Source organism: Dechloromonas sp. ZS-1 (assembly GCF_039649255.1).
Taxonomy (GTDB): domain Bacteria; phylum Pseudomonadota; class Gammaproteobacteria; order Burkholderiales; family Rhodocyclaceae; genus Azonexus.
Map to the genome: position 1 here is coordinate 211645 of NZ_JBDIYD010000003.1, position 11927 is coordinate 223571.

The 11927-nt window shown below is 62.2% G+C and carries 14 protein-coding genes; 7 read left to right on the forward strand and 7 right to left on the reverse strand.

Annotation, left to right across the window (positions count from 1 at the left end):
* Window positions 1-9: 9 nt before the first annotated feature.
* From AACO21_RS06130 to AACO21_RS06140, 3 genes are read right to left on the reverse strand one after another with little or no spacing between them, the layout of a single operon-like run.
* Entirely contained in the window at window positions 10-426 is a 417-nt protein-coding gene (locus AACO21_RS06130) for a response regulator (protein ID WP_346191621.1), read from the reverse strand.
* Entirely contained in the window at window positions 419-3178 is a 2760-nt protein-coding gene (locus AACO21_RS06135; protein ID WP_346191622.1) for a response regulator, read from the reverse strand. The genes AACO21_RS06130 and AACO21_RS06135 overlap by 8 nt, the downstream gene beginning before the upstream one ends.
* Before the next feature lie 3 nt (window positions 3179-3181).
* Entirely contained in the window at window positions 3182-3589 is a 408-nt protein-coding gene (locus AACO21_RS06140; RefSeq protein ID WP_346191623.1) for an Hpt domain-containing protein, read from the reverse strand.
* Window positions 3590-3702: 113 nt separating this feature from the next.
* On the opposite strand from AACO21_RS06140, the gene AACO21_RS06145 reads away from it, so the two are divergent.
* Window positions 3703-4410, forward strand: a complete 708-nt coding sequence (locus AACO21_RS06145; protein ID WP_346191624.1) for a response regulator transcription factor — start codon at window positions 3703-3705, stop codon at window positions 4408-4410.
* Between the two features lie 312 nt (window positions 4411-4722).
* Here AACO21_RS06145 and AACO21_RS06150 read toward each other — a convergent pair whose 3' ends face one another.
* Window positions 4723-5085, reverse strand: coding sequence for a RidA family protein (locus tag AACO21_RS06150; RefSeq protein ID WP_346191625.1), 363 nt, complete (start codon window positions 5083-5085; stop codon window positions 4723-4725).
* Window positions 5086-5415: 330 nt separating this feature from the next.
* Between AACO21_RS06150 and AACO21_RS06155 the strand changes: the two genes are divergently transcribed.
* Together AACO21_RS06155 and AACO21_RS06160 are read left to right on the forward strand one after the other, a co-directional pair.
* Window positions 5416-6003, forward strand: a complete 588-nt coding sequence (locus tag AACO21_RS06155; RefSeq protein ID WP_346191626.1) for a hypothetical protein — start codon at window positions 5416-5418, stop codon at window positions 6001-6003.
* Window positions 6004-6068: 65 nt separating this feature from the next.
* Window positions 6069-6491, forward strand: coding sequence for a MaoC family dehydratase (locus tag AACO21_RS06160; RefSeq protein ID WP_346191627.1), 423 nt, complete (start codon window positions 6069-6071; stop codon window positions 6489-6491).
* 69 nt (window positions 6492-6560) lie between these two features.
* Here AACO21_RS06160 and AACO21_RS06165 read toward each other — a convergent pair whose 3' ends face one another.
* Genes AACO21_RS06165 through AACO21_RS06175 form a run of 3 tightly spaced genes read right to left on the reverse strand, consistent with a single transcriptional unit; the run spans window position 6561 to window position 8783 of the window.
* Entirely contained in the window at window positions 6561-7199 is a 639-nt protein-coding gene (locus AACO21_RS06165) for a sigma-70 family RNA polymerase sigma factor (protein ID WP_346191628.1), read from the reverse strand.
* A 1-nt stretch (window position 7200) separates the two neighbouring features.
* A complete protein-coding gene (locus AACO21_RS06170) occupies window positions 7201-8442 on the reverse strand; it encodes a pseudouridine synthase (protein ID WP_346191629.1) in 1242 nt (413 codons plus the stop codon).
* Window positions 8439-8783 carry an FKBP-type peptidyl-prolyl cis-trans isomerase gene (locus AACO21_RS06175; protein ID WP_346191630.1) on the reverse strand — a complete coding sequence of 115 codons (345 nt, stop codon included), beginning with the start codon at window positions 8781-8783 and terminating at the stop codon, window positions 8439-8441. Before AACO21_RS06175 ends, AACO21_RS06170 begins: the two co-directional genes overlap by 4 nt.
* Window positions 8784-8912: 129 nt before the next feature.
* Between AACO21_RS06175 and rplU the strand changes: the two genes are divergently transcribed.
* The 4 genes from rplU to proB all read left to right on the forward strand — a co-directional run bounded on the left by rplU (window position 8913) and on the right by proB (window position 11904).
* Window positions 8913-9224, forward strand: coding sequence for a 50S ribosomal protein L21 (gene rplU, locus AACO21_RS06180; RefSeq protein ID WP_346191631.1), 312 nt, complete (start codon window positions 8913-8915; stop codon window positions 9222-9224).
* A 22-nt stretch (window positions 9225-9246) separates the two neighbouring features.
* Window positions 9247-9510, forward strand: a complete 264-nt coding sequence (gene rpmA / locus AACO21_RS06185; protein WP_346191632.1) for a 50S ribosomal protein L27 — start codon at window positions 9247-9249, stop codon at window positions 9508-9510.
* A gap of 157 nt (window positions 9511-9667) precedes the next feature.
* Complete coding sequence (gene cgtA, locus AACO21_RS06190; RefSeq protein ID WP_346191633.1) at window positions 9668-10786, forward strand: Obg family GTPase CgtA; 1119 nt, start codon at window positions 9668-9670, stop codon at window positions 10784-10786.
* Entirely contained in the window at window positions 10783-11904 is a 1122-nt protein-coding gene (gene proB / locus AACO21_RS06195) for a glutamate 5-kinase (RefSeq protein ID WP_346191634.1), read from the forward strand. The genes cgtA and proB overlap by 4 nt, the downstream gene beginning before the upstream one ends.
* Window positions 11905-11927 lie beyond the last annotated feature (23 nt).

Here is an 11927-nt window from a genome sequence, read left to right on the forward strand (position 1 = left end):
TTGTTGATGTCAGGCGTCCGCCTGATCAGCCGGCATCATACCGCCCCGGGCGTCTGTTCGCAGCAGTTCGCTGAATATCCCGGCAATCTCCTGCCAATCAATCGGCTTGGCAAGATGATGCGCCCCCAGCTCGGCACAGGCGGCCAGGAAGGCCGCATCCTGCCGCCCCGTCAGCAACACCAGGGGCACCCCGGCATAGGCCGGCATCTGGCGCATCAACCCGGCCAATGCCAGGCCATCCATGCCGGGCATTTCGACATCCAGCACGACCAGATCGAAAGCGGCCTGCAGTAGCGCATCCCGGGCCGCCAGCCCATCCTCAAACACACTCAGTGCAAATCCTTTGCCTGCCAGTGCCACCGGCATCAGCAAACGCATGGTCGGATCATCATCCGCCACCAGTACGCGATGAACGCGCTCAGTCATGTCCCGCTTCCTCGCTGATAAACTCAAAGGCCTGCTCAATCCGCGCCCATTCAGCCTGTGCGGCCAGCGCCCGGAAGCGCAGACCACCCCAATCCTCCGTTCTGGCCAGGGATTCGATTTCCTTCATCAGTTCGCCCAGACCGTTGGCCCCGACGTTGAAGGAACTCGATTTCAGCGCATGCGCCGCCTTGGCCAGTGCTTCCGTATCGCCCCCGGTAAAGGCTTGCTCGAATTTGCCCATTTCCCGCTCAGCCGCACCGCGGTAGGCTGTCAACAGTTCCGCCACGAGACCATCGGCCCGCTCCGGTGCCAAGGCACGAATCCGGTTGATCGCGGCCTGATCGAATACCGGTGGCAATACGTTGGCGGCAAAAACAGCCCCACTGATCGCCGGCTCGCTGACGGCCGCATCCCGACCGCCGCCCCGGCGCCGCTCCAAGGGCAGCCAGCGGCGCAGCACCTGGATCATTTCATCGCCGGTGTAGGGCTTGCCAAGGTAGTCATCCATCCCCGCCGCAAGACAGCGATCCCGGTCGCCTTGCATCACATTCGCCGTCAAGGCCACCACCGGGACATGCGCCCCCCTCGCCGCTTCCTGTTCACGCAGACGGCGCGTCGCCTCGAATCCATCCATTCCCGGCATCTGACAATCCATCAGGACCAGATCAAACGCCCCATCTGCCAATGCCTGCAGCGCCTCTTCACCATCCATGGCAATGGCCACATCGAGTCCGGCCCGCTCCAGATAAGCGCGTGCCACCACCAGATTGCTTTCATTATCCTCAACCAGCAGAACATGCCCACGCAAACGGGGCACCTGGCTCTCCTCCACCGGCGCAGCGGCAGCATGTACCTCACTGTGCAGTACGGCATCCACCGCCTTGAACAACTGTGCCTGACGCATTGGCTTGGCCAGACAGGCCGCCACCTGCAAGCCCTCCTGCTCCTGACGCCCGATCATGGCCACCGACGATGCCAGCATGATGATCCGCGTTCCTGCCAGCCCCGGCTCGCCACGGATGGCCCGCGCCACCGCCAGACCATCCAGGCCGGGCATGGCCATATCCAGCAAGACCAGATCGTAAGGCTCCCCTTCCGCAACCGCCGAACGCAAGGCGGCCAAGGCGCTCACCCCGGAATACAGGGCGTCGACCAACCAGCCACGGCTGCGCAATTGGCGCGCCATGATGTCCGCACTCAAGGCATGGTCATCCACCACCAACACCCGATGCAGCGCGCCCTCGCGGAACAGGGGCACGGCCTGTGAAAATTCCCGGTTACAGCGCAACGGGATACAAACGCTGAAGGTCGCCCCCAGCCCGGGTCGGCTATCCAGCAGCAATTCACCGCCCATCATTTCCGCCAGTTTGCGGCAAATGGCCAACCCCAGCCCGGTGCCACCGTATTTGCGACTGGTGGAGCCATCTGCCTGGGAAAAATGCTCAAAAACCCGCGCCTGGGCCTCGAGCGGAATCCCGATCCCGGTATCCCGCACACTCAAGGTCACCGGCAGGATCGCCCCGCGCGCCTGCCCGAACTCAAGGCGCAGCACAACCTCGCCCTGCTCGGTAAATTTGACTGCATTGCTGAGCAGGTTCGCCAAAATCTGTCGCAACCGGAGCGCATCGCCCTGCACGCTCAAATTACCGCCGGCCGGAATATCCGCCACCAGTTCGAGCCCTTTTTTATGCGCCAGATGGATAAACAACTCCAGCGACTCTTCCAGCAGTTGGCGCAGGTCAAACTGCACCACTTCCAGCTCCAGTTTGCCGGACTCGATCTTCGAAAAGTCCAGGATGTCGTTGATGATCCAGAGCAGATGCCGACCAGAGCGCTCGATCGCTTCCACGTATTGGCGCTGTTCGGGCTGCAGGTTCGAAGCCAGCAAGAGATCCGCCATGCCGAGCACGCCATTCATGGGCGTCCGGATTTCATGGCTCATGGTTGCCAGAAACTCGCTCTTCGCCCTGCTACCGGCTTCTGCGGCATCCTTGGCTGCGCGGAGTTCGCGGGTCCGCTGCTCGACCATCTGTTCCAGGCCATCCAGATGACCGGAAACGCGCCGGTCGCGTTCGCGAATGCGGCTCAGCATGCCGTTCAGACTCTCGACCAGCAGGTCGATTTCGCGAATCCCCGTCACCCGCGGATTAACGCGCATCAGGCGCCCTCCCGTTTCAGCCAGGTCATCGGCCAGCTGGCGAACGGGGTGGAGCAGACGATGCACGCGCAACCGGAGTAGCCCACCACCACACCAATGCACGATAGCCAACGTCAGCGCGGCAAAGAGCAGATAAATCAGCAGGCCGTCGTAAAAGGGCTTCATCCACAGACGCAGCATCGCGACATGCGTTCCGGCATCGGGAATGACAACAGTACTGGAGAGCACGACAAAACGCCCCTGCATGGCGAAATCCGGTGTGTTATATGGCTGCAGCACGGGGAAACGTCTTTCCGGCATCCGCGCCACATCCAGCACACGCCGCCCGGCAGGGTCGTAGAGCGCAAACGCATCCACCTGCTCCATGGCCGCCAAGCCGACCAGCAAGGCCCGCTCCGAACCGCGCGGATCATAGACAGAGAGTTGACCGTAGGCATTGGCCCAAAGCACCAGTTGCCCCCGCCCCGCTTCAATCAAATGCTGCCAGGCCAGCACGCCCCCAACGGTACCACCGAGCAATAACAGGCAAGCCGCCCCGATCAACGTCCAGCGTTGGGCAATACGACTCAGGAGGGCGACGATCGAGGTGCTCACGCGTTAACCGGCCATCTTCAGGCAATAACGGTAGTTCGCCTGCGCAGCCGCTCCATGTGCGGTCCGCCAGCAATCCCGCAGGTAGCCCCGAACGGAAGGGGGGATCATGACTGCTTTACCGGACAAGCGGACCAGCAGCAACTCTTCCAATACAGCCGCTGCACAACTGACCTGATTGGCCCCGACATTGGCTGCGCCGCTGCGCAGGGCGTGGACACAACGCCGCTCGGCGGCATCATCTCCCTGGGCCGCGGACCACTCCGCCTCCCAATTGGCGAAGTGCTGCAAGAAAAGACACAGCGCCTCCCACCAGAGATCTTCCCGCCCCAGCATGCGGTCAATTGCCGCAGGCACATCGAATCCTTCAAGCGAATTCGGCACCAACTCCGTTTTCTCCGTCATAATCTGCATTCGCTTCGCATTCTGGAAGCCCCTCATCCCAAATGAGGAATTGCAAAACATTAAAAATAGTAAAACAATCTGACTGACCCATGTTGGCGGCGACAATTCCAAATACGCACACCATGAAACACACAGCCCTCATCGTTGAAGACGATCCTGCCACCCGGCACGTCCTGGCTACCACGCTGGGCACTGCGGGGATCGAGACCATTTTCGCAGAGACCGGCGCAGCCATGTGGCAACGCCTGAAAGATGAGCCGGACCTGATCGTACTCGACCTCAGCCTGCCGGATGCAGATGGGCTCGAATTATTGCGCCAATTACGCCAACAGTCGGAAATCCCCGTCCTCATTCACTCCAATCGCTCAGATGAAATCGAGCGCATTATCGGCATTGAAATCGGGGCAGATGACTTCCTGCCAAAGCCCTGCAATCTGCGCGAATTACTGGCACGCGTTCGCGGCCTGCTGCGCCGCTGTCAGACCAAACCCACCAGCGCACGCACCGAAGGCGGAAACCGCTTGCACTTCGGCAATTGGGTCCTGAATACGGCCTCACGCGAACTCGCCACACTGGACGGCACCCCCACGGCGCTCGGCGTCTCCGCCTACGCCTTATTGACCGCCTTCCTGGAAAAGCCGTTCGAACCCCTCTCCCGCGAGCACCTCTCCCGTGTGCTGAAGCGTGAATACACGCCCTACGATCGGATCATTGATGTTCACGTCAGTCAGATCCGGCGCATCCTGGGCGCACAACCGGATGGCAGCGCCTACATCAAGACGCTGCGCTCCCAAGGCTACGTTTTCATTGCACCGGTAGAGTGCCACTGAGCCGCTCGAGCACAACGGTCATTCACCTGCACCCGGCCGCGCCGGACAAACCCCTGGCAGGCGCCCCCTGCAATGGCTGCGGGGTATGCTGCGCCCTGGAGACCTGCCCCTTGGCCCGGCTACGCTACTGGCGCAGCGGCGGCCCTTGCCCCGCACTAACCTGGTCGCCCACAACGGGACGCTATCTTTGCGGCTTGCTGGCCACACCGGAGCAACTGTTCCCCATGCTGCCGGAAAGCCTGCATCCGATACTGCAAAAAATTGTCCGCCGCTGGATCGCAGCCGGGCACGGCTGCGACTGCAACGCTGAAGTCACGCCACCGGCAAACTGATGCGGGCGGCGGTCAACGCAATTTCAACCCGATATTCCGGTTTGGCCAGCCGCGCCTGAACACAGGCCCGCGCAGGCGCACACCCGGCCGGCACCCAGGCATCCCAAACCGCATTCATACCGTCATAGTCCGCCATGTCTGCCAGATAAATCGTGGCCATCAGCAGATGCTGACGATCACTGCCCGCTTGTGCCAGCAAGCGATCGACACTCGCCAGCATGTTTTCGGTCTGCGCAACCACATCGGCGGCCAGATTGGAGGGCACCTCGACCAGATATACCGTCCCTGCATGCACCACGCTGTCTGAAAAGCGTTGCGTCGTCCCAAACCGTTCAATCGACATGATTTATCTATTCCACAAAAGCGCGAAGCCCATGCTGTCAGGCATGGGCTTCTTTGACACAGACCCCGGCGCATCGTGTCGGGGCAATCCGGCCGTCAGGCCGTCACGGGGTACAGCTCAATTCGTTCAAGAAATTCTTCCTGCAAAAACTGCCATGGAATCTCCTGCAGCACAGCCTGACTACCAGAACCTCACAGCGACCGGCTGCGAATCACTGTGACTTCAGCTTAGCACGGGTTTGAAAAAAATCCAGGCGAATCATCCCGGCGGGCTTGGCCCTCAGCGTGGTATCGGCGAGAATATGCCATACGCCATCCCGAGCGCGCCCCGATGGACAACCTGATCAAGGACACCGCTTCCCTCGAACTCTACTGCTGGCTTGACGCAGGCTCTGACCTGCCTGGCTGGGACATTCTCAAGGGCAGTCCGTTTGGCGCCACACTGGCCGCACCTGAAGGCGGCAGCCCGGCCCCCGGGGAACAGATGCTGTCCGTCCAAAACTATTTTGCGGAATACCATCTGGAATACTTCAGACAGCGCCGCTACAACCACTTCCCCAGCCGCCTGCACGCGCTGCTGCTCTTTGCTACCCAGACGGATGCGATGACTTTCCGCAACAAGCACCCGGAACGGGTCTTCGGCAAACAGCTCTCCTGCGCAACCACTCAGGGTGCGTATATCTGCTCCTTCCACGATGCCAGTTGGCTGGACTACCTGCGCTTGCCGCATAGTCTCTCCCTCGCCGCGCTCGATGACGTGGCAGACCATTACTGGTCGGGACGCACCGTCGAGGAAATCGGCCTGTCTTTCATGGACCAGCCCTGGCGCGAGCCCCCCGTCATCGAAGCCCTGTACCAAGGGACGCTCCAAGCAGCACCAGGGTCACAGCAATCGGGCTGGCTGCCGGGGTTCCGCTGATCCCCGGCGGGCGTGGTAGAGTGCGTGTTCCCGTCATACCAATTCACAACACGAGGAGTCCAGCAATGACGTATTACATCGACCAACTGCAACCGGGCATGTCTGCCAGCACGTCCAAGACCGTCACCGAAGCCGACATCATTCTGTTTGCCGGCATTTCGACCGACGTGAACCCGGCGCACCTGGACGAGGAATACTGCAAAGGTACGATGTTCGGCACCCGCATCGCCCACGGCATGCTGTCCGCCGGCTTCATCTCCGCCACCCTGGCCAACAAACTGCCCGGCCCCGGCACCATCTACCTGTCGCAAACCCTGAAGTTCAAAGCCCCGGTCAAGCCGGGCGACACGGTTACCGCCACGGTCACCGTGCGCGAAGTCAATGCCGCCAAGAATCGCGTCATCCTTGACACCGTGTGCACCGTCGCCGGCAAAACCGTGATCGATGGCGAATGCCTGATGATGCCGCCGGTCCGCCCGGCCGCCTGATCCACGCCAGCCCCGCATGCAAAACGCCGGCGATGCCGGCGTTTTTAATTGGGGAACTCAACGCAAAACTCAGGCGAGCGCCAGCAAGACCTCTTGCCGCACAGCGCGAATGATCTGGGAAACCCGTCCCGGCGTCAGGTCATAACGTGCCGCCACTTCATGCTGGGTCGAACCATACAGTTCGCACGCAATGAAGATGTTGCGATCTCTTAACGCACAGGCCTGCAGGGCATCAATTGCCTTACGCAACAGCCGGTTGGCCTCGGTTCGCTGCTCCGGGCCCGGCTGCGGATCGGCCAGCAGCGGCCCATCTTCCAGCGTGGGGTCCAGAGGCACCGCCGGCAACCAGGCCTCCGCCAGAAAACGCTCGGCCCAGGCGCGCTCGGCCGGCGCCACCTCCACGCCGGCAGCCACGGCTTCGCGGATGCGCCGAGCCTGCGCGTAGTCGCCGCGCGATTGCTCACCGGCGGCACGATAACCGTCGATCACCGCACCGCGGATCTTGAGGCCGGCGTAGCCCAGGAAGGCCGGATCGGTCACATTCCCTTTATGGGAGCGGATGGCCCGCAGGAGCCCGATCATGCCATCCTGATAGGCATCCGCTTCTTCCAGCACCGGCGGGCGCATGGCTTGCAGCGCACCGACGATGTGCCGGACCAGTGGCGCATAACGCGCCATCAGGCGGGCCTCGTCAGTGCCCGCCGTCATGTCAGAACGCCTCGTCCTGGCGCAGGAAACGCCACTGTCCGAGCGGCAGATCCCCCAGGCGGATGCGTCCGATACGCACGCGCTTCAGGCCGATCACCTTGAGGCCAACGAGTTCGCACATGCGACGGATCTGGCGCTTCTTGCCTTCCTTCAGGATGAAGTGCAGCTGATCTTCGTTCAACTGTTTCACCCAGGCCGGCTTCAGCGGCTTGCCATCGAGTTCCAGACCATGACGCAGCAGTTCAAGACCGCCCGGGATCATCTGGCCATCGACACGGACCAGATACTCCTTCTCGGCCTGACTGTCTTCGCCGATCAGCTTCTTGGCCACCCGCCCATCACTGGTCAGCACCAGCAACCCGGTCGAGTCCACATCCAGCCGACCCGCCGGCGCCAGACCACGCAGCATCCAGGGCTTGAAGGGCTGATCGCCCGACTGCGGCAACTGGTTTTCCTCGGTGATCAGGGTCACGGCCGGCACACAGCCCGGTTCGGGCTGCCCGGAGACATAACCAACCGGTTTGTGCAGCAGGATGGTAACGGCCTTGGCCTGATCGCGCTTGGCTTCCTGCGAAATGGTGATCTCGGCGGCCGGATCGATCCGCGACCCCAACTCAGCCACTTGCTCGCCATTGACGAAGACCCAGCCGCGCTCGATCCAGAGGTCCGCTTCACGCCGGGAACACAGGCCACGCTCGGACATCACCTTGGACAAGCGAACACCGCTCGGCGTCGGGCGATCGGCGACGGTCGACGCCGCCACACCGGCCTTTTCCACCGGGGCAACAGGACGCTCAGCACGCTCGCTCTGCGGACGGGCCGGCTTCTTGAACGACGCGTCGCCGCGCCGGGCTTGTGCCCAGGGATCCACCGCATTGTCACGCGGCGCGCGCGGGGCGCCATCGCCTCGCGGCTTTCCGGACGAGGGCTTACTGCCTTCGGCGCGTGCGGGTCGTGCCGTACCGCTCGGCCGATCTTTACCTGCCGGTTTCTGCTTCTCGAAACGGGCGGCTTTTTTCTGCAGACGCTCAGCCTCGGCAGCCGCCTTGGCGGCCTTGTTCACTCCCAATGTCCGCCGCTCGGCACTGCCCGCTACTTCACCCGGCTCGCCATCGCTCGGCGCAACAGCGGCGGGTTCCAAGACGGACTCGGCCGATTTTGCCGGTGCGGGGGTGTCGACCGTCGGGGCCGCCGGCTTGCGCCAACGGGCCCACGGGTCCTGCGAATGATCCTGATCGCTCATTGCACGTCGAGGAGTTCAACCTCGAAAATCAGCGTGGCGTTCGGCGGAATGACGCCGCCCGCGCCGTAAGCGCCATAGCCCAGATTGGACGGGATGGTCAGCTTGCGCGTGCCGCCCACTTTCATGCCTTGCACGCCTTCGTCCCAGCCCTTGATCACATGACCGCGGCCCAGCGGGAACTGGAAGGAATCATTGCGATCCTTGCTCGAATCGAACTTGCTGCCATCGGTCAGCCAGCCGGTGTAATGCACGGTCACGAACGCGCCGGCCAGGGCCTCGGCGCCGTTGCCTTCAACGGTGTCTTCGTAGATCAGGCCGGAGGCCGTGGTGATTTCAGCCATGAAAAAGCTCCTTTTCGAAAGGCGCGAAGTCTATCATAAGCCATTGAAAAGCCTTTGACTTATCGGTTTTTTTCCGTATAATGCGCGATCCTTTGCAGTACCCTTCGTTATTAATTCGGAGTCCAACTCATGTATGCGGTCGTAAAAACCGGTGGTAAGCAGTATCGCGTTACCGCTGGCCAAAAACTCAAAGTAGAACAGATACCGGCAGAAGTTGGCGCAGAAGTCACCCTCGATCAGGTCCTCATGGTAGGCGAAGGCGAGAGCGTGAAGATCGGCGCCCCCACCGTTGCTGGTGCCACCGTCAAGTGCACCGTGGTTTCCCACGGTCGTCACGACAAGGTCAAGATCTTCAAGATGCGCCGTCGTAAGCATTACCAGAAGCGTCAAGGCCATCGTCAGAACTACACCGAACTGCGCATCGACACGATCGCTGCCTAAGTTCAGAGAAGGAGCTAGTTAAATGGCACACAAAAAGGCAGGCGGTAGTTCACGTAACGGCCGCGACTCACAGGCAAAACGTCTTGGCGTGAAGCGCTACGGCGGTCAATTCGTTCTCGCCGGCAACATTCTGGTTCGCCAGCGCGGCACCGAATTCCACCCGGGCGAAAACGTCGGCTGTGGCAAGGACCACACCCTGTTCGCACTGAAGGACGGCATTGTCCAGTTCTCCATCAAGGGCGAAAAGAAGCGTCGCACGGTGACCATCGTTCCGGCCGCCGAATAATCGGCCCGGCGGAACCGAAGAAGCCCTATCCGCCGGATAGGGCTTTTTTTATTGCTGTGCAAATTACCCCAAAAAAGCAGGTCGACCGTCTGTGACGCGCCTGCCGTAGTTTGCAAAGCAATAAACCCCTCGCCCCGGACAACCGGAAGGAAAGCACATGAAATTTATCGACGAAGCCAAGATTTTCGTAAAAGCCGGTGACGGCGGCAACGGCATCGCCACCTTCCGGCGTGAGAAATACATTCCGATGGGCGGCCCGAACGGCGGCGACGGCGGGCGCGGCGGCAGCGTTTTTGTGATCGCCGATCGCAACATCAACACCCTGGTCGACTATCGCTACACCCGCAAATTCTTCGCCCAGCGCGGCGAAAACGGCGGCAGCGCCGACTGCTACGGCAAGGGCGGCGACGATATCGTGCTGCGCGTCCCGGTCGGCACGGTCATCTCCGACCTGAACACCGGCGAAGTCGTGGCCGACCTCAACGCGCACGACAAGAAAATCCTGATCGCCAAGGGCGGCAAGGGCGGCCTCGGCAACACGCACTTCAAGTCCTCGACCAACCGCGCCCCGCGCCAATGCACCAAGGGTGACCCGGGCGAGGAATTCGAACTGAATCTGGAACTGCGCGTCCTGGCCGACGTCGGCCTGCTCGGCATGCCCAACGCCGGCAAGAGCACCCTGATCCGCGCCATCTCCGCCGCCCGCCCCAAGGTCGCCGATTACCCCTTTACCACACTCCACCCGAACCTCGGCGTGGTCCGTGTCGATGCCGAAAAGAGCTTTGTCGTGGCCGACGTGCCCGGCCTGATCGAAGGCGCCGCCGACGGCGCCGGTCTGGGCATCCGCTTCCTGAAGCACCTGCAGCGCACGCGCATCCTGTTGCACATCGTCGACATCGCCCCGCTCGATCCGGACGCGGATCCGGTGCACGACGCCAAGGCCATCGTTGATGAACTGATCAAACACGACCCCACGCTGGGCAGCAAGCCGCGCTGGCTGGTCATGAACAAGCTGGACCTGATTGATGAAGACGAACGCCAGGCCCGCATGGATGAATTCGTCGCCGCCTACAAAGCGGCCACGCACTACGACGGCCCGATCTTCGCGATCACCGCCATCAGCGGCGACGGTACCCGCCCCCTCATCTACGCCCTGCACGAAGCACTGGAAAAGCTGGCCATTCCGGACGAAGTCCCGGATGAAGAGGCAGCGGACGCCGCCGCCCACACCGAAGTCGAGATCGACAGCGACGACGACCTGGAAGACGAAGCATGAGCCAAACCCGCCTCGCCCACGCCAAGCGCCTGGTCGTCAAAGTGGGCTCGGCGCTGGTCACCAACAACGGGACCGGCCTCGACCTCGCCGCAATCCACGACTGGGCCCGCCAGATCAGCGCCTTGCGCCGCGACGGCAAGGAAGTGGTTCTGGTCTCCTCCGGCGCCATCGCCTGCGGCATGCAGCGCCTCGGCTGGGAAAAGCGCCCGAAGAGCGTGCATGAATTGCAAGCCGCCGCCGCCGTTGGCCAGATGGGCCTCGCCCAGGTGTATGACAGCGCCTTTCTGGAACACGGCCTCAATACCGCCCAGATCCTGCTCACGCACGACGATCTGGCGGACCGCAAACGTTACCTCAACGCACGTTCGACGCTGACCACCCTGCTCAACCTCGGCGTCGTACCGATCATCAACGAAAACGACACCGTGGTCACCGACGAAATCAAATTCGGCGACAACGACACGCTCGGCGCGCTGGTTGCCAACCTGATCGAAGCCGATGCGCTGATCATCCTGACCGACCAGAAAGGCCTCTACACCGCCGACCCGCGCAAGGACCCGAGCGCCACCCTGATCCAGGAAGCGACCGCGGGCGACACCTCGCTGGAAGCCATGGCAGGCGGCGCCGGCACGTGCGTCGGCACAGGCGGCATGATCACCAAGGTCATCGCTGCCAAGCGTGCTGCTCGCAGCGGCGCCCACACCGCCATTGCCAGCGGACGTGAAGACAATCCCATCGTACGCCTGGCCGCAGGCGAGCCCGTTGGCACCCTGCTCGTCGCGACCACCCAGCCGCTTGCCGCCCGCAAGCAGTGGCTTGCCGACCACCTGCAACTGGCCGGCCGCCTGCACCTCGACCAGGGTGCGGTCGACGCCCTCAAGGCCGGCAAATCCCTGCTCCCGATCGGCGTCACCAGCGCAGAGGGCGACTTTGAACGCGGCGCCGCCGTCGCCTGCATTTCCCCCGACGGCATTGAAGTCGCCCGCGGCCTGACCAACTACGGCAGTGGCGAAGCCCGCCTGATCGCACGCAAGACCACCACCGAGATCGAAGAACGCCTCGGCTACGTGGATGAACCTGAAATCATCCACCGGGATAACCTGATCCTGACAGCCTGATCTAGAAAGCCACAAAAAGCAAA

Coding starts and splice junctions, on each gene's coding strand:
- AACO21_RS06150 (WP_346191625.1), bottom strand. CDS start 5,085: ATGTCGATTGAACGGTTTGGGACGACGCAACGCTTTTCAGACAGCGTG.
- rplU (WP_346191631.1), top strand. CDS start 8,913: ATGTATGCGGTCGTAAAAACCGGTGGTAAGCAGTATCGCGTTACCGCT.
- AACO21_RS06155 (WP_346191626.1), top strand. CDS start 5,416: ATGGACAACCTGATCAAGGACACCGCTTCCCTCGAACTCTACTGCTGG.
- rpmA (WP_346191632.1), top strand. CDS start 9,247: ATGGCACACAAAAAGGCAGGCGGTAGTTCACGTAACGGCCGCGACTCA.
- AACO21_RS06165 (WP_346191628.1), bottom strand. CDS start 7,199: ATGACGGCGGGCACTGACGAGGCCCGCCTGATGGCGCGTTATGCGCCA.
- AACO21_RS06145 (WP_346191624.1), top strand. CDS start 3,703: ATGAAACACACAGCCCTCATCGTTGAAGACGATCCTGCCACCCGGCAC.
- AACO21_RS06160 (WP_346191627.1), top strand. CDS start 6,069: ATGACGTATTACATCGACCAACTGCAACCGGGCATGTCTGCCAGCACG.
- AACO21_RS06175 (WP_346191630.1), bottom strand. CDS start 8,783: ATGGCTGAAATCACCACGGCCTCCGGCCTGATCTACGAAGACACCGTT.
- proB (WP_346191634.1), top strand. CDS start 10,783: ATGAGCCAAACCCGCCTCGCCCACGCCAAGCGCCTGGTCGTCAAAGTG.
- AACO21_RS06140 (WP_346191623.1), bottom strand. CDS start 3,589: ATGCAGATTATGACGGAGAAAACGGAGTTGGTGCCGAATTCGCTTGAA.
- cgtA (WP_346191633.1), top strand. CDS start 9,668: ATGAAATTTATCGACGAAGCCAAGATTTTCGTAAAAGCCGGTGACGGC.
- AACO21_RS06130 (WP_346191621.1), bottom strand. CDS start 426: ATGACTGAGCGCGTTCATCGCGTACTGGTGGCGGATGATGATCCGACC.
- AACO21_RS06170 (WP_346191629.1), bottom strand. CDS start 8,442: ATGAGCGATCAGGATCATTCGCAGGACCCGTGGGCCCGTTGGCGCAAG.